At 73.8% G+C, this 15,830-nt stretch carries 13 protein-coding genes; 3 read left to right on the top strand and 10 right to left on the bottom strand.

The genetic code is table 11. From position 1 onward, the window contains the following. Nucleotides 1-1,130: 1,130 nt before the first annotated feature. Genes FH609_RS25025 through FH609_RS25015 form a run of 3 tightly spaced genes read right to left on the bottom strand, consistent with a single transcriptional unit; the run spans nt 1,131 to nt 3,920 of the window. The gene (locus FH609_RS25025) at nt 1,131-2,315 is read right to left on the bottom strand and encodes a ferric reductase-like transmembrane domain-containing protein (RefSeq protein ID WP_139671162.1); all 1,185 of its coding nucleotides are present in this window, start codon (nt 2,313-2,315) and stop codon (nt 1,131-1,133) included. After that, nucleotides 2,312-3,214 (bottom strand): FAD:protein FMN transferase, encoded by a 903-nt coding sequence (locus FH609_RS25020; protein ID WP_139671165.1) that lies wholly within the window; start codon nt 3,212-3,214, stop codon nt 2,312-2,314. The genes FH609_RS25025 and FH609_RS25020 overlap by 4 nt, the downstream gene beginning before the upstream one ends. Before the next feature lies 1 nt (nt 3,215). After that, nucleotides 3,216-3,920: a DUF2271 domain-containing protein gene (locus tag FH609_RS25015; protein ID WP_193318016.1), complete on the bottom strand. Its 705-nt coding sequence runs from the start codon at nt 3,918-3,920 to the stop codon at nt 3,216-3,218. Nucleotides 3,921-4,126: 206 nt separating this feature from the next. Between FH609_RS25015 and FH609_RS25010 the strand changes: the two genes are divergently transcribed. Then, a complete protein-coding gene (locus FH609_RS25010) occupies nt 4,127-4,558 on the top strand; it encodes a MarR family winged helix-turn-helix transcriptional regulator (RefSeq protein ID WP_139671171.1) in 432 nt (143 codons plus the stop codon). Between the two features lie 54 nt (nt 4,559-4,612). Here the strand turns inward: FH609_RS25010 and FH609_RS25005 are convergent, their stop codons facing one another. The 5 genes from FH609_RS25005 to FH609_RS24985 all read right to left on the bottom strand — a co-directional run bounded on the left by FH609_RS25005 (nt 4,613) and on the right by FH609_RS24985 (nt 10,362). Continuing rightward, nucleotides 4,613-5,698 (bottom strand): cyclase family protein, encoded by a 1,086-nt coding sequence (locus FH609_RS25005; RefSeq protein ID WP_193318017.1) that lies wholly within the window; start codon nt 5,696-5,698, stop codon nt 4,613-4,615. Then, nucleotides 5,691-7,145: an MFS transporter gene (locus tag FH609_RS25000; protein ID WP_139671178.1), complete on the bottom strand. Its 1,455-nt coding sequence runs from the start codon at nt 7,143-7,145 to the stop codon at nt 5,691-5,693. Before FH609_RS25000 ends, FH609_RS25005 begins: the two co-directional genes overlap by 8 nt. Nucleotides 7,146-7,367: 222 nt before the next feature. After that, entirely contained in the window at nt 7,368-8,468 is a 1,101-nt protein-coding gene (locus tag FH609_RS24995) for a 3-oxoacyl-ACP synthase III family protein (RefSeq protein WP_139671181.1), read from the bottom strand. Then, nucleotides 8,465-9,187 carry an HAD family hydrolase gene (locus tag FH609_RS24990; protein ID WP_139671183.1) on the bottom strand — a complete coding sequence of 241 codons (723 nt, stop codon included), beginning with the start codon at nt 9,185-9,187 and terminating at the stop codon, nt 8,465-8,467. Before FH609_RS24990 ends, FH609_RS24995 begins: the two co-directional genes overlap by 4 nt. Next, nucleotides 9,184-10,362, bottom strand: coding sequence for an AfsA-related hotdog domain-containing protein (locus tag FH609_RS24985; RefSeq protein ID WP_139671187.1), 1,179 nt, complete (start codon nt 10,360-10,362; stop codon nt 9,184-9,186). The genes FH609_RS24990 and FH609_RS24985 overlap by 4 nt, the downstream gene beginning before the upstream one ends. A 402-nt stretch (nt 10,363-10,764) precedes the next feature. Between FH609_RS24985 and FH609_RS24980 the strand changes: the two genes are divergently transcribed. Beyond that, on the top strand, nt 10,765-12,510 hold the full coding sequence (locus FH609_RS24980) for an FAD-dependent monooxygenase (protein WP_139671190.1): 1,746 nt from the start codon (nt 10,765-10,767) through the stop codon (nt 12,508-12,510). On the opposite strand, the gene FH609_RS24975 is transcribed toward FH609_RS24980, so the two are convergent. Together FH609_RS24975 and FH609_RS24970 are read right to left on the bottom strand one after the other, a co-directional pair. Further along, the gene (locus tag FH609_RS24975) at nt 12,489-13,736 is read right to left on the bottom strand and encodes an AMP-binding protein (RefSeq protein ID WP_193318018.1); all 1,248 of its coding nucleotides are present in this window, start codon (nt 13,734-13,736) and stop codon (nt 12,489-12,491) included. The genes FH609_RS24980 and FH609_RS24975 overlap by 22 nt on opposite strands. Before the next feature lie 335 nt (nt 13,737-14,071). After that, nucleotides 14,072-14,542: a MarR family winged helix-turn-helix transcriptional regulator gene (locus tag FH609_RS24970; protein WP_226961926.1), complete on the bottom strand. Its 471-nt coding sequence runs from the start codon at nt 14,540-14,542 to the stop codon at nt 14,072-14,074. 352 nt (nt 14,543-14,894) lie between these two features. Here FH609_RS24970 and FH609_RS24965 point away from each other — a divergent pair, with 352 nt between their 5' ends. Beyond that, a complete protein-coding gene (locus tag FH609_RS24965; RefSeq protein ID WP_139671198.1) occupies nt 14,895-15,722 on the top strand; it encodes an SAM-dependent methyltransferase in 828 nt (275 codons plus the stop codon). The last annotated feature ends 108 nt before the right edge of the window (nt 15,723-15,830 follow it).

Raw genomic sequence — 15,830 nt, 5'->3', positions numbered from 1 at the left:
GCATTACGGTGGGACACGAAGACCTCCATGCGGTGCAGTCCTAGACAGCTCCACCACATCGGAGGTCTTCGTCATGCTCAAGCCCCAACCACTGTGACCAGTGTCAACAACGCTCGTGATCAATACACCTAGATGGCGCACGATCGGCCGGGTGCGGGCGTAACGAATACCGGCAAGAGGCTGGCTGGGAAGGGGGGCGCGGCTTCCGGGAGGTGGGGTTCGTTGCCGCCAGGGGTGGTCGGGAATGGCGGTGCGTGCCCTCCGGGCGCAGGGACCGCGCCTTTCGGGAGGGACGGCCGGCGGCTGGGGGCGTGCGTAGCGCGCACCGGCTTCGCCGGCCTGCCCCGGCATGTCGCCCGTCTCGGACGTGACCGATCGTCGGGCGGCTCACGGGGGCGGTGGCGGTCCACTGACGGGCAGGCGGTAGGTGCTGGGTTCGGTCAATGACCACGCTGCCGCGCGAACATCGCCTGCCGTCTTGGTAGTCCGCGCGCCGTCGACTTCCGAAGGCGGGCGCGCGGGGGGTGGGGGACCTTTTTTCTAGGTGCCCGTTTGGCGGTGAACAGATCGTTCAACTCTAGACGGGCACCTATAGAAAGAGACCCCCACCCCCCTGCCCGGAAGCCGACAAGCTGCGGACTACCCGACCGGCAGGCGATGTTCGCGCGGCAGCGTAGTCGTTAACCGGCGCCCCGTCCTGCCAGCAGGGGTGAGGCGACGGGCCGTCCCCCTTCAGTCGCCCGACGATCGGCCACATCCGAGACGGACGACATGCCGGGGCAGGCCGGCGAAGCCGGTGCGCGCCACGCACGCCCCCACCCACCAACCGACCCCCGAACAAGCCGCAGTCCCCGCGCCCGAAAGGCACGGTCGCCAGAGCTGACCCCCGTTCGACAACAAACCCCACCTCCCGGAAGCCGCGCCCCCCTCCCAGCCAGCCCCTTGCGGTCATTCGTTACGCCCGCACCCGGCCGATCGTGCGCCATCTAGGCCCGGCGTAGTAGCCCGCGCCAGAACCCCCACCACACCGCAGAGTCTCGTCAACGAACCAACGGAGCAACGGGCTGCCCCGCACCGGCCACCGGCCCGCAGACAAACCCCGCACCCACCCCCGCGCGGCAAGCGCCCGGTCAGCAGTCGAACTCCTCCGTGTGCAGCTGCCCGCCCGCCACGCCGCGGGCCCGCAGCCGGCCGGTGGTGGTGGCGACGAAGCCGGGGCTGCCGCAGACGAAGTAGCGGGCGCGCGGGCCGGGTTGGGGTGGCCCGGTGCGGTAGCGGGGGCCGAGGTGGTGGCGCAGCTCGTCGGCGAAGACGGCCTCCTCGCGCGTGGAGACCACGTGGTGCAGCGACATGTGCGGGCCGGCGTGGCGGCGGACGAGTTCGACGAACGGGGTGACGCCGATGCCGCCGGCGACGAGGACGGCGGGCCGGTCGGCGTCGCGGGCCTGCCGGGTGAAGGTGCCGTAGGGGCCGTCGAGGCGGAGGACGGCGCCGGGCCGCAGGGCGGAGAGCCGGGCGGTGAAGGGCCCGGCGTCCTTGACGGCGAAGCTCAGCGTGGCGTCGTCGCCGACGCGGGTCACGCTGAACGGGTGGGCGCGGCCGAGGGCGTTGAGCCGCAGGTAGCAGAACTGTCCCGGCGCGGGCCTGCGGGGCCTGCGCGGGCGGCCGAGCGGGGCGAGCGTGTACTGGACGACGGTTGGCGAGAGGCGTTCGGCGGCGACCAGCCGGTAGCGGCCGGTCCACAGCGGGACGGCGAGCCGCCAGCCGACCAGCAGCGCGAGGAGGCCGGCGAGCAGCAGCCAGTAGGCGCGCAGCCAGGGCGTCTCGATGAGGTAGGAGCCGACGCCCCAGGCGTGCAGGAGGACGAGGCCGACCAGCGGATAGGAGACGTAGTGCACCAGCCGCCAGGCGCGGTGCCGGACCAGGGCACGCAGCAGGGTGCTGGTGAGCCACAGCGCGAGGAAGAGGAGCAGCGCGATCCGGCCGAGCGAGGTGTAGCCGGACTCGACCCAGGTGAAGTCGACCAGCCACAGGTAGGCGAGGTCGCGGCGGGCGGCGATGGTCTCCAGCAGCGGGTGGAGCAGGACGAGGAACGCGCCGCAACCGCCCAGCCAGCGGTGGAGGTTGACGACGGCGAGCCGGTCGGCGGTGAGGCGTCCGGTGAGGGCGCGGGTGCCGAGCACCACCTGCCACCAGAGGGCGAGGGCGCCGCCGAGGCCGACGAGGTTGGCGGCGTCGCCGACGCTGTCGGCGCGGCCGAGGAGCGGCAGGAACGGGACCACGGAGAGGGCCATCAGCGCGGCGAGCCACCTCATGGCGTCGCCTCGAACGGCAGGTTCGGGGAGTGGCGCACGGTGCCCTCGGTGTCGACGGTGAGCCAGTGGGCGGCGGGGTCGAGTGCGGCGAGCCGGGCGGAGCCCTCGGTGGTGCCGAGGATGGTGAGGCAGGTGGCCCAGACCTCGGCGGCGGCCAGGTCGTCGGCGAGGACGGTGGCCTGGAGGCAGTCGGATGCGGCGGGTTGGCCGGTGCGGGGGTCGACGATGTGGTGGAGCCGAGCGCCGTCGGTGCCGCGCCAGGCACGGCGGGTCACGCTGCTGGTGGCGACGGCGGCGGCCCGGGGTAACTCAAGGACGCCGAGGGCGGTGCGGGTCAGCGGGTGTTCGACGCCGACGCGCCAGGGCGGGTCGTCTGCGCCGCGCCGGGCGACCAGGTCGCCGCCGGCGTCGATCAGGCAGCGCGGGGCGGCGAGACCGTCGAGCGCGGCCTGCACGCTCCAGCCCTTGACGAAGCCGCCGAGGTCGATGCCGACACCCGGGGTGAGTTGGACGGTGGAGGCGTCCAGGTCGAGGCGGACCTCGGGCGCCTCGGCGTCGTCGAGGGCGGCGGGGGGCGCGACCCGCGCGGGGACGTCGGCGATCTCGGCGAAGTCGCGGGTGTAGCCGAGGCGGACCAACTCGGCGCCCAGGAACGGCGAGAAGAGCCCGCCGGTGCGCCGCTGGTAGGCGACGGCCTCGGTGAGGACGTGCAGGAAAAGGTCGGAGACGGCGACGGGTCGGCCAGCACCCGCGTTGGCGCGGGAGACGTCGCTGTCGGGGACGAACCGGCTGAACGTCGCCTCGACGTCGCGGAGCCAGCTCAGCACGGCGGCCGCCTGCCCGGCCGGGAGCACGGTCAACAGCTCGGTGCCCATGACGCGTTCGCGGGTCACGCGCATCTCAGGAGCCCCGCGTCCAGGTCGTCACGTCGTCCGGGGAGAGCGGCTCGTCGGGGGTGAAGCTGGCGCGGACGTCGGCGACCATGACGGGTTCGTCGCGGGCGGCCTCGGGGAGGTAGGCGACGTCGGCGACCGAGGTGCTGGGCTCCTCGCCGAGTTCGATGGCGCCGGTGAACAGGACGCGCTTCTCCCACAGGACGTTGGCCTCGACGCGGTAGACGTAGCGGCCCGGGCGCATCGGGGCACCGGTGCGGTCGGTGCCGTCCCAGTAGAGGGTCTGCGGGCCCGAGTTCTGGGCGGGGCGGCTGGCGGAGCGGATCTCCTCCTCGGAGGCGGACTCCCAGCCGGAGGTCGCTCGCCACTGCGGCAGCGACTCGGGGCGGCGGTCGTAGCCGCCGTTGGCGGTGAAGCTGGTGGCGAACAGGGTGCGGACGTAGTTTCCCTCCTCGTCCTCGATCCAGACGGCGACCTGGTTGCGCGCGTGGCCTGGGACCCGGGTGAGCTGGTAGCTGACGCGGACCAGGCCGAGGCTCTCCTCGCTGGGCGCGAGCGTCGCGGTGCTCAGCGGTGCGGCCGGCTCCACGGGGCGCTGGGCGTCGGGGAGTTGCTGCACATAGGTCGCGGAGGCGGTGACCGCGACGCCGCTGATCACGATGATCGGTACGATCAGCCGGCTGGTGCGGTTCGACATGGATGGACCTTCCATGACGGACTCCATAAGTGTTCGTTACCTTACGGTACTAAGATTGCGAATGGGTGTACTCCCGCTGGCTGTTCGTTACCGCTCGGGTCGGTCAACACGCGCAGTGCACACGGCACTTGGGTATCGACGCTGACCCACGGACGCCGGCGGCAGGCCGCCCACCAGCGTCGCCCCGGCGCCCCGCCAACCCCCTGAAGCGGATGAACTCCATGACCGAACTCCCCGTCGATGAGCGCATCGGCCACCACATCAAGCGTGCGGAACAACATGTGATCGCGGCCAAGCACGCCGCCCTGCGGCCCATCGGGCTCAGCGTTCCGCAGTACACCGTGCTGTTGGTGCTCTCCACCGAGTCCGGGCTGACCGGCGCCGCGTTGGCCCGCCGCTGCCTGGTCACGCCGCAGACCACCTCGGCCGTGCTGCGCACCATGGAGCGGGACGGCCTGATCGAGCGGGTGCCGCACCCGGTGCACCGGCACGTGCTGGAGACCCGGCTGACCGCCCTGGGGCGGGCCAAGCTGCGCCGGGCGGACGAGGCGGCGGTCGCCGTGGAGCAGCGGCTCGGCGAGCTGTTCACCGAGGAGGAGTTCGCCTCGTTCATCGAGTTCCTCGGCCGCTGCTCCACGGCGCTCGACGCCTAGCCGGGCGCCCGGCGCGCGCCGGGCGCCTGGTGGCCAACGGGCGGGCGGGCGCGGTCAGTAGAGCGCCAGCGCCCTGATCTGGCCGCCGTAGCCGCCCCGGTGCTTCGGCGCCCCGACCACCAGCAGCGCGTCCCGGTCGGGCGCCGCGTCGAGGCCGGTCAGGTTCTCGATCCCGTAGCGGCCGGCCGGCAGCAGCGTCTGGTGGGTCAGGGGAACGGGGGCGACCCCGCCGTCAAGGCTGCTGGTGTCCACGCCGGCGCCGGTGATCTCCCGCTCCTCGACGAGGAACGCGGCGGCCTCGGGGCTGATCCCGGGGAACCGGAAGACGCCGTCCGCGCCCTCGTTGAGGTGCGCGCCCGGGGTGTGCACGCGCTCCCCCCAGCCGCTGTCCACGGCGACGAACGCCCGGGCGGGCAGCCGGCCGTGGCGGCTCTCCCAGCGCAGGATGTCGCGGACGGTCAGCAGCGTCTCGGGGTCGCGGGCCGCCCGCTCGGCGATCCGGACGACGGCCAGCGGCACGACCAGCGACTCGGGGAGGATCTGCTCGACGGTGGGCGCGCCGTCCTCGAAGTGGCCGGGGACGTCGATGTGCGTGCCGGCGTGCTCGTTGATGTTCAGCTGGTTGGCGTTGAAGCCGTCCACCCCGATGAACCGGTTCTGCTCGAACTCGGGTTGGGCGACCAGCGGGTAGAAGACCGGGAAGTCCTCGCCCAGTTCGTGCGTCAGGTCGGCGATCCGGGGCGCGTGCGGCAGCCGGATGCCCCGGGCCTCGGCGGCCGGGGCGGCGGCCTGCGCGACCCCGCCGAGCGCGGCGCCGGCGGCGACGGTCGCCGCGCCGGCCGTGCCGAAGCGGAACAGGGCCCGCCGGCCGACCCCGCGCCGGCCCGAACCCCGGTGCGGCGGCTCGTCGTTGCCGTGCCGGGCGGCACCGGCCTCGGCCGACGCCGGCCGCGCCTGGGCCGGGGCGCCGACCTCGGCGTGCGCGGGGGCGTGGGCGTGCTCGTGGACCTGGGCGTGCGCGGGTGCGGGCTCGTGAGGGGCGGCGGCGCCGGCGGCGGCGGACGGGCGCAGGTGCGCGAAGGCGTGCGCGTAGGCGGCGGCCGGCACCTTGAGCGAGCCGATCAGGGCGGGGTTACACATGGGCTTCCTCGGTCTTCGCCGCCGGCTCGGCGGCCGGCTCGGGTTCGGGTTCGGTCCTGGACAGCAGGCGCCACACATAGGCGGCGCCCGCGAGGGAGAGCCCGGCGACCGTCCACAGGACGACGCCGAGGGCTCCCGAGTAGTCGGCGGCGAGGCCGCCGGCGGCCTCGCCCTGGAGCAGGTCGGTGGACGCGTCGCCCACCCGGGAGTTGAGGAGGGTGGAGAGCGCGGCGCCCACGGCGGCGATGCCGACGGCCTCGCCGGTGAGCCGGACGGTGTTGAACAGCCCGGCGGCCATGCCGCTGCGCGCCGGCTCGACCACGGAGACGGCCGTGCCGTCCAGCACCGCGAGCGAGAGGCCGAAGCCGACGCCGACCAGGGCGACGGCCACCGGGTGGAAGCCGGTGGCCATCCAGCCGGCGCCCAGCGCCTGGGCGAGGAGGGAGAGGACGAGGATGGTGCGGGCGGCGAGCCGTTGGGCCAGCACCCCGGCGAAGACGGGGACCACCAGCGCGGGGATGGTCATCAGCGCGACGGTCAGGCCGATCTCGCCGGAGTCGGCGCCCTCGACGGACTCCAGATAGGGCGGCAGCACGACGAGCAGCGCGACAAAGCCGAAGGCGAGCACGGTCGGCACCACACAGACGGCGAGGAACCGGGGCACGGCCAGCAGCGACACGTCGAACAGCGGCTCGGCGGCCCGGCGTTCGACCGCGCCGAAGAGCCCGAGGAGCGCGACCCCGGCCACCACGGCGCCCAGCACCAGCGGGTCGGTCCAGCCGCGCTGCTGCACCTCGACCAGCGCGAAAATCAGCGCGGAGAGGCCGGCGGTGAACGTCAGCCCGCCCGGCCAGTCGACGGGCCCGGCCGGGCCGCGCGACTCGCGCACCACCAGCGGGCTCACCAGCAGCAGGACGGTGGCGGCCCCGGCGATCACGGCGAACAGGGTGCGCCAGCCGCCGACGGCGATGAGCGCGCCGCCGATCAACGGGCCGATGGCCAGGCCGAGTCCGATCGAGGTGCCCAGCAGCGCGAAGACCCGGCCCCTGGACCGTTCGCTGAAGGCGTCGGCCAGCACGGCGCTGCCCGAGGTCATGACGGTGGCGGCGCCGGCGCCGGCGAGCACCCGCGCGAGGTCGACGACGAGGATGGACGGGGCGGTGGCGGCGACCAGGCCGGCGCCGGCGAAGGTGGCGAGGCCGCCGAGGAACATCAGCCGCCGGCCGACGCGGTCGGCGGCCGAGCCGGTGACGGCCATGAAGGCGGCGAAGGTCAGCATGTAGCCGTTGGCGACCCACTGGGAGGCGGCGACGCCGCTGTCGAAGTGGGAGCCGACCTCGGGCGCGGCCAGCGCGCCGCCGGTCAGCGAGATGGGCAGCAGCGAGGCGGCGAGGCAGACGACGACCGCGACCGGCCAGGGTTCACGGGCGGTGGGCGACGCGGTCATCGGTCGCTGCCGGCGCGGGAGGGCAAGGGAAGGGGCGAAGACATTTAAGGAACCTCACAGAGATACGTCTTCTTGTGGGTATAAGAGATCTTATGTATGGGGATCGAGCACGGTCAAGTGCGGGCCCGTCGAATGTGGACCCGTCAAGTGCCGGCGTGCGGCCCGGAGTTCGGGCCGCACGCCGACGCACGCCAGCGCACGCCGACGCGCGTGACCGTCGGTTCAGCCGGCGACGCCGACCGGGAGGCGCGCCGCCGCCGGCACGCCGGCGGGCACGGCGTCCGCCTGCCGCGCGGCGAGCACCGGCCGGGTCCTGCCCCAGCGCACCAGGGTGGAGCCCAGCGACATCCCGCCGCCGAAGGCGCAGAGCAACACCAGGTCGCCCTCCTCCAGTTGGCCACGCCGGTGCACCGTGTCCAGCGCCACCGGCACCGAGGCGGCGCCGGTGTTGCCCTGGGACTCGACGGTCAGCTGGAGCGTCGCGTTGTCCAGCCGCAGCGCCGGCCACACCTCGCGCAGCATCACCCCGTTCGCCTGGTGCGGAACGAAGTGCCGCACCTCCTCGGGACGCACCCCGGCCCGCGCCAGCAGCCGGCCGACGGCGCCCGGCAGGTTCTCGGCGACGAACTGCCGCACGCCACGGCCGTCCATCCGGAAGTGGTGCGCGCCGTCGGCGACGGTGCGCGCGCTGGCCGGCAGCCGGCTGCCGCCGGCGGCGACGCCGATCAGCCGGTGCTGGTCGCCCCGGCTGATCAGGCTGGTGGCGAGGATGCCGCCGAGGTCGCTGCCCTCGCGGCTGCGGCCGAGCACCACGGCGCCGGCGCCGTCGCCGAAGAGCGCGGCGGTCCGCCGGTCGGAGTGGTCGATGATCCGCGAGTAGATGTCGGCGCCGACGACCAGCGCGTAGCCCGGCTCGTCGCCGGCCCCGGCGTCGAGCGCGTCCACCAGCCGGTGGGCGACGGTGAGCGCGTAGACGAAGCCGCTGCACACCGCGTTCACGTCGAACGCGGCGGCGTTGACCGCACCGATCAGGTGCTGCACCAGGTTGGCGGTGGCCGGCTGCGGGTGGTCGGGCGTGGAGGTGGCCACCACCAGGTAGCGCACCTGGTCGGGTCGCACCCCGGCCTGGGCCAGGGCCCGTTCGGCGGCCGCCGCCGCGAGGTCGGACGTGGCCTGGTGGTCGGGGGCGCGGCGGCGCTCCCTGATGCCGGTCTTCCGGGTGATCCACTCGTCGGTGACGCCGGCGCCCCGGCCGACCTCCTCGTTGGTCACCACCTCGCTGGGCAGGTACGAGCCGGTGCCGAGGATTCCTGTCGCGTTCATACCGTCTCCAGTGGTGCGGGCGCGGGTGTGGGCGCGGGTGCGGATGCCGGCGCGGGCGCGTGGTCGTTCGGGAGGCGTCGCCAACCGAGCCTGCCGGCATGGGAGTCGAGGACGGGATCGGTGCCGACCACCACGGGATGTCCGACGGCGGTCAGCAGGTCGAGGTCGCTGGCGTGGTCGCCGTAGGCGGTGCAGGCGGCCAGGTCGGCGCCGCGCACGGTGGCGGCGTGGTGCGCGACCCGGCCCTTGGTGGCGCCGATGACGGGGACCAGCACCTCGCCGGTGAGGGTGCCCCGGCGGACCACGGGGCGGGTGCCGACGGCCCAGGTCGCGCCGACGGCGTCGGCGACGGGGTCGAGGCAGGCGGAGAACGATCCGGAGACGAGGACCACGGGTTCGCCGGCCGCGACATGGCCGGCGAGTGCGCGCCGGGTGGCGCTGACCCAGAACCCGCCGCGTTCGCACTCGGCCGCGAACCAGTCGCGTCCGGCCGCCGCGAGCCGCCGGGCGTCCTCGCCCGCGTAGAGCCGGTAGTAGGCGCGGTTGATCTCCTGGCGCGGCACCCCGCCGGCGGCGTCCGCCCGGAAGCCGGCCATCAACCGCTCGTAGGTGGCGGCCGGTTCGCCGCGCCGGGCGAGGTAGAACTCCAGGAAGCGGAACATGCTCTTGACACGGATCAGGGTCTCGTCCACGTCGCAGAAGGCGACGGGGGCGGTCATGCCGCGCCTCCCCTGGCGCCGTGCGCGGCCCGGTTCCCCGGGACGCGGGTGAGGGTGACGTCCACCGTGCAGATGGCGGTGCCGCGCTGCCTGGCCTCGACGCGGACGGGCAGCCGCTCGGGCACGACCTCGCCGTCCGCCGGCCCGGGCGTTCCGAGGCCCGGCAGGTCCTCGGCGTCGTCGTCGAGCACCCCGGCCTGGGTGTACCAGGGGCCGCGCGGCGTCGTCCCGGCCGGCGTGGGGCGGCCGACGGTGGCGTGCAGCGTGGTCTCCTCCTCCAGCTCGCCGAACCGCTCGAACCGGGCGACGATCTCGGTCGGGTACGCCTTGGTCACCGCGAGGCCGTGCGTCTCCTGGCCGGCGTACAGGGCGAGTTGGCGGGCGCCCTCGACGATGACCATGCCGGGCAGGTGGTCCTGCGGGTGGTCGAACATGCTGGGGTGGCCGACCGGGACCCGCAGCCCGGCCCTGACCCCCGTTCCGGTGGTGGCGGGGTCGAGCAGCACCGCGTTCTCCGGCGCCGCCCGGCCCGCGAGGTGCGCGGGGGCGCAGCCGGCCGGGACGATCCCCGGGTAGCTGGCCGAGGAGGGCAGCGGGCGTCCGTCGCGGTTGCCGAGCCTGAGGGTGAGGTAGTCGGTCGGGGTCTTGAAGCGCAGCCCGATCTCCGCCTCGCCGACGACCTCGCCCCCCACGGTCAGCTCGGCGGTGTGGGTAAGGCCCGTCGTCCGCCCGTCTCGTTCCCTGCGGTTGGTCACCCGCACCCGCAGCGCCAGGGGCAGCGGGGTGCCGCCGACCGCGAGGAGCCAGGGTCTGGTCAGCCGCAGCCCGAGGTGGGTGAGGATGAACTTGTCGCTCTCCGCCACCCCGAAGAAGCGGTGGGCGCCGGCCAGGTTGGCCTGCCGGCAGGCTTCGAGCACCAGCAGCGGGTCGAAGTGGGCCGGGCGCAGCAGGTGGTCGCCGTAGTAGGCGTGGGAGCGCGGCAGTTGGGCGGCGGCCGCGTAGCTCGTCTCGTCGATGTGCCGCAGGTCGGTGAGGAAGACCTCGCTCAGCGCGTCCCGGTGGACCAGGAGCCGGTCCACGGTGCGGCTGTAGTCGAGGCGGCTGTGGTCGAGCGCCGGCCTGGCGGGCGTGACGCGCCGTGGCTCCGAGGTGCGGGTGGACGATGTCGGGCCCATGACACTGGCCTTTCGTGTGTGGTCGGTGCTGTTGCGGGTCGGCCGCTCGGAACGCTCCGAGCGGCGCCGCCGTCCGACGGACGGGTGTCGGGCAGGCGGGATTTCGGGCAGCGGTGAGCGGTGGTGCGCCGGGTGGCGCGGGCGCACGTGGGGACGTGCGGGGACGGGTCGCTGGGCGCACGCGCCGGCGGTCGGGGGCGACGGTGCCCCCTCAGACGCGGCGCCCGGGACACCCGGGGTCGGGCAGGTGCCGGCCCTGGCGGGTGAGAACGCGGGAACTCACAAGGTCGGTCATCGAGGCGCCCCCCTGGTCGCAGATACCGATGAACCCTATGATCTCGAAGCACCATAAGATGTATGATGGTTAGGCGTCAAACCACAGTGCACACAGGGGAGTTAAGGATGCGTAAGGTTTCTGATCCGACCCCGGGACTGCCCCCGGAACCACTCCCGGGCGCCGCCGCCGGAAGGCGCGGAACGGACGGGTACGACGTCCTGGTCGTGGGCGGCGGGCCGGTCGGGCTGCTCGCCGGCTGCGAACTCCTGCGCCGGGGCGTGCGGGTGCGCATCGTGGACCGCGCCCCCGAGCCCTCGCCGTTCCCCAAGGCGCTCCTCGTCTGGCCGCGCACCCTCGACCTGTTCGAGGACCTCGGCTCCCTCGACGCGCTCGCCGAGGCCGGCCTGCCGATCAACGCGTTCAGCTACTACGCGGACCGCGAGCACCTGGCGACCTTCCCGTTCGGGCCGGACCTGAGCCCGCTGTGCCTGCCGCAGAACGAGACCGAGCGGGTGCTCACCGAGACCCTGCACCGGCTGGGCGGCTCCGTCGAACGCGGCGTGCGGCTGCTCAACTTCGACGGCCTCGACTTCTCCGGGCGCGTCACCGCCACGGACGGCGTCACCGCGATCCTCGAACACGCCGACGGGCGGATCGAACGCACCAGGGCCCCGTTCGTGCTGGGCGCCGACGGCGCGGGCAGCACCGTGCGCGGGCTGATCGGCGCCGGCTTCAAGGGCAGCACCTACGAGACGGCGTTCGCGCTGGTGGACGCGCACATCGAGGGCGAACTCCCGCCCGACCGGGCGCTGTACTACCAGTCGGCCGCCGGCGCCCTGGTCATCGTGCCGCTGCCGCACGGCGTCTACCGCTTCTTCAGCAGCCTCCCGGCGGGCGAGAGGGTGAGCGTCGAGAAGATGCGGCGGATCGTCGCCGAGCGCGGGCCCTCCGGAGTGGACATCGCCGATCCGGTCTGGGAGAGCGTCTTCCGGGTCCACGCCCGGCACACCGACGACTACCAGCTGGGCCGGGTCTTCCTCGCCGGGGACGCCGCGCACATCCACAGCCCGGCCGGCGGGCAGGGCCTCAACACCGGCCTCCAGGACGCCCACAACCTGGCCTGGCGGCTGGCCGCCGTGATCCGGGGCGAGGCGCCGCCCGAACTCCTCGACGGCTATGGCCCCGAGCGCGCCGCCGTCGCCCGGCAGGTGGTCAGGGACACCGACATCCAGACCAGGGCCTGGCTGGTCAAGCGCCGCTCCGAGGCCACGGTGCGCGACGTCGCGTTCCGCCTCGCCGAGCGCTCCGGCGCCATGTCCCGCTTCTACGCGCCCGTCATGGCGGGCCGCCGGATCGCCTATCCCCCGGTGCGCGCCAGCCAGCGGCCCTCGGACCGGGGCGCCGCCTGCCGGCTGCTGTCCCGGCTCCCTGGCCGGCTGCGCGTCGGCGCCGTGCTGCCCAGGGAGCTGGCCGGCTCGCTCGGGCTGACCGGGCCAGGCGCCGACCCGGCCGGCTGGAGCCTGGTGGCCGTGCACCGCGCCGGGGTGCCGGAGTGGGCGAACGTCCTGGCCGGGGCGACCGCCGGCCGGCCCCAACTGCGCCATGTCGCCGTGGAGTTGGGCCGAGCCAGGCCGCACACCGGCTGCGACCGGCAGGGCTACTACCTCGTCCGCCCCGACGGCCATGTCGCCGCCCACGGCCACACCGACGACCTGCACCGGCTGCGCGCCGAGCTGCGCGCGGTGTTCGGCGAGCCGACGCCGGAACGGCCGGCCGGCCCGTCAGCCGCGAGCGGGGCCGGGCCCGTGGAGCGGGCGACCTCGGCGACGCCGGCCAGGAGCGCGGAGGTTCACGGCACCTCGGCCACATGACCCTCGCCGTCACAGGCCACCACCAGCGGCGGCGGCTCCGCCCGCCCGCAGTCGTGCAGGCGGTCCACCGTCACCACATGGAAGCGGTCGGCGTCCTCGGCGATCGTCGGGTCCAGCGCCAGATGCCCGTGCAACGCGCGATGACGTATCCACTCGCGCGTGTACTGGTCGTCGGGGACGCCGTCCGCGAGCCGCACCCGCAGCTCCAGGTGCGTCTCGCCGTCGCCCATCACCACCGCGACCTGCGCGCCGGCCACCTCCGCCGTCTCCAGGGCGAGTTCGACCAGCTCCCGCGCCCAGACCCGGCCGCCCTGGAACCGCAGCGCCGGCCCGATCGCGTCCAACACCCGCACCGCCGTGCCGGGCCGGTCGCAGGGACAGTCGACGACCGCGCCCCGGTCGCCGATGACATAGCGGATCAGCGGCGGCGCCTCGTCGGCGCCGACCGTGGTGATCAGCAGCCGCCCCTCGTCGATCTCGGCGTACTGGTGCGGCAGCAGATGGAACACGCCCTCGGCGCAGCGCGGCCCACGGTGGCCGACCAGCCACGCCTCGGCCGAGCCGTACAGCTGCCAGACCGCCACGTCGGGCAGCAGCTCGCCGATCTCACCCAGCGGGGTCCGGTCGTGGAACGCGCCGCCGATCAGCAACTTCCGCAGCCAGGGCAGCTGATGGCCGGCCGCGCGGTGGCGCAGCAGCCGTCTCAGCAGATGGGGCGGCGCGGCCAGCGCGTTGGCGCCGTAGTCGGCGCAGAACGTGAGCCAGCGGTCGAACTCGTCCTCGGGCAGGTCGCCGACCGGCAGCAGCGAGGCGCCGGAGTGGGTGGCGAACCGGTTGTAGAAGGAGTGCGTGGCCCATTCCCGGCCGGCGGGAAAGAAGTTGGCGAGCACGTCGCCCGGGCGCAGCGCCCGCCACACCTGGTGCACCTCCTCCACGAAGAGGCCGCCGGGCAGCAGGCTCATGCTGGGCCGCGAGACGGTGCCGCCGCCCGCGTAGACGACGGAGCCCTCGCCCGGGCCCTTGCCGCGTAAGAGTTCGTCGGTCGCGGCCACCAACTCGTTCCGGGTCAGCACGGGAAGCGTGGCCAACGTCAGCGGCTGTCTCGGCCCGTCACGGGTGCTCAGGTATTTGTCGCGCAGCGAGGGAATCTGGCTTACCCGGCTGAGGAGCAGCTGGAGGTGGCTGGGCGACAGCTCCCGCGCGCCAGCGCGAAGTGGTCGCTGCAAGGACGACATCTGCGAGACCTCCACCACGGACGAATGTCATCGGCCCAAACCGACGCTCATAGATATGAAGAACATACTCCTCCGGCATAAGATTTCTGTTTCCTCTGGTGCTATCCCGTGCACAACCCGCGCAGGGCGCTGCGGGCGCCACACATCTCGCCCACGCCCCCCAATGCACGTTCACTCACGGGCGATTGACTGTGCTTTCGCACATCCGGAATCGGGGGTTTCTCTTCCAGGGAAACCGGGGAAGTCGACCGACCGGTTCCGGGCGCACCGGACCGCGCCGCGTCGCGCCGGCGCGCGGGCCGGGAACCGCCGGGCCGCACCGCGCGTCAGCCGACCGGCTCGCCCGACGGCTTCGAGGCCGCCTCGGCGCGCGGCGCGCCGTCCTCCGTGAGCGCGAGCGAACAGCGGTTCAGATAGCCGACGAGGTCGTCGGCCTCGGCCGAGGTGAACGCCTCGGTCAGCCGCCGCTCGATCTCGGCCACCGCGTGGTCGGCCCGCTCGAACAACGTCCGCCCGGCGCGGGTGAGTCGGCACTCCAGGATGTGCTGGTGCAAGGGGTGCCGGGTGCGCTCCACCAGGCCGCGCCCCTCCAGCGTGGAGAGCACCGACGACATCGTCTGCGGGGTGACCATGCACCGGCGGGCGAGCGCGGCCCCGGACAGGCCGGTCTCCTGCGACAGCGCCAACAGCACGTGGTACTGCGGCACGTTCACCTTGAACGGACGCAGCGCGGAGTGCTTTGCGGACGCCAACTCCTGCTCGGCCCGTTTGATGTGGTGACCGATACGCTCGTGCACGGATAGGGGCATACCAACCACGCTAAGTAGACAATCTCCCGTGAGCAAGGCCGCGTTCCGGACCCCCCGGGCCTCGGGTTGTCCGATGAACGTCGAAGCACCGGGCAGAAGTTCCCGACGGGTTTACCTGGGCGCACCGATTCATCCGCGCCGGACCCGGCGCGCCGTTCGGGCCGCCGCTCCGGCCGCCGTTCGGGGTGGTGTCGGGAATTCCGTTTCATGTCGTCGTGTCCGCCTCGGCGCTCGACGCCACGTTCTGTGGCTTGATGGAACGCGAGGTCCCGGCGGGCCCCGGCCACCCGGGCACCAGGAGAGAAACCAGGAGAGACCCCAGGAGAGAGGGGACGGCACGATGACCCAGGACGATCGACAGGTGGGCAAGCCCGATCAGGAACGCGAGGCGCTAATCGCCCGAATCGACCAGACCGTGCCGCACTCCGCGCGGGTGTGGAACTACATGATCGGCGGCCAGGACTGGTACGAGGTCGACAAGGAACTGGTGGACCGGCTGCTCGCCGAGCACCCGGAGGCGGCCGGACTGGCCGTCGCCTCCCGGGAGTTCCTCGCCCGCGCGGTGCGCTACCTCGTGCAGGAGGCCGGCGTCGACCAGTTCCTCGACATCGGCACCGGGCTGCCGACCGCCGACAACACCCACCAGGTCGCCCAGCGCTACGACCCCGAGGCCCGCATCGTCTATGTCGACAACGATCCGCTGGTCCTGCTGCACGCCAGGGCGCTGCTGACCTCCACGCCCGAGGGCGCCACCGACTACGCGGAGGGCGACGTCCGCGACGTGGACACGGTGCTCGCCGAGGCCGGCCGCACCCTGGACCTGGACCGGCCGGTGGGGCTGGTGCTGCTGTCGATGCTCGGCCACATCCGGCCCGAGCCGGCGGCCGAGCTGGTGCGGAGCTATATGGACCGGCTGGCCAGCGGCAGCTATCTGGCGCTGTGCGACAGCATCGACGACCCGGTGATGATCCGGCTCAACGAAACCTACGCCGCCTCGGGTGCCGTTCCCTACTATCCGCGCAGCGAGGCCCAACTGGCCGCCATGGCCGAGGGCCTGGAGCTGGTGGAGCCCGGCCTGCTGCCGATCGCGCGGTGGCGGCCCACGACCAGCGCCGAGCCGCCGGCCGACCAGCTCTTCCAGTGGGGCCTGGTCGCCCGCAAGCCCTGAGCCGCCCCAGGGCCCGGCCTCTCGGGCCCCGGCCCGTCGCGGAGCCGCGCCGGCCGCTCTGACCTGCCCGGTGAATGGACGCGCGCCGGCGGGGGAAGGCATGGGTAC

It is taken from the genome of Streptomyces sp. 3MP-14 (genome assembly GCF_006334905.2).
Lineage (GTDB): Bacteria > Actinomycetota > Actinomycetes > Streptomycetales > Streptomycetaceae > Streptomyces > Streptomyces triticirhizae.
Note: the sequence above shows the minus strand (reverse complement) of the source record. Positions and strands in the feature narration are given on the sequence as shown.

Bases quoted from the DNA above. Each gene is read 5' to 3' on its own strand.
- FH609_RS25020 (WP_139671165.1), bottom strand. From the start codon at position 3,214: ATGCGCGTGACCCGCGAACGCGTCATGGGCACCGAGCTGTTGACCGTG.
- FH609_RS24990 (WP_139671183.1), bottom strand. From the start codon at position 9,187: ATGACCGCCCCCGTCGCCTTCTGCGACGTGGACGAGACCCTGATCCGT.
- FH609_RS25005 (WP_193318017.1), bottom strand. From the start codon at position 5,698: ATGTGTAACCCCGCCCTGATCGGCTCGCTCAAGGTGCCGGCCGCCGCC.
- FH609_RS25010 (WP_139671171.1), top strand. From the start codon at position 4,127: ATGACCGAACTCCCCGTCGATGAGCGCATCGGCCACCACATCAAGCGT.
- FH609_RS25000 (WP_139671178.1), bottom strand. From the start codon at position 7,145: ATGACCGCGTCGCCCACCGCCCGTGAACCCTGGCCGGTCGCGGTCGTC.
- FH609_RS24980 (WP_139671190.1), top strand. From the start codon at position 10,765: ATGCGTAAGGTTTCTGATCCGACCCCGGGACTGCCCCCGGAACCACTC.
- FH609_RS24985 (WP_139671187.1), bottom strand. From the start codon at position 10,362: ATGGGCCCGACATCGTCCACCCGCACCTCGGAGCCACGGCGCGTCACG.
- FH609_RS25025 (WP_139671162.1), bottom strand. From the start codon at position 2,315: ATGAGGTGGCTCGCCGCGCTGATGGCCCTCTCCGTGGTCCCGTTCCTG.
- FH609_RS24995 (WP_139671181.1), bottom strand. From the start codon at position 8,468: ATGAACGCGACAGGAATCCTCGGCACCGGCTCGTACCTGCCCAGCGAG.
- FH609_RS25015 (WP_193318016.1), bottom strand. From the start codon at position 3,920: ATGGAAGGTCCATCCATGTCGAACCGCACCAGCCGGCTGATCGTACCG.
- FH609_RS24965 (WP_139671198.1), top strand. From the start codon at position 14,895: ATGACCCAGGACGATCGACAGGTGGGCAAGCCCGATCAGGAACGCGAG.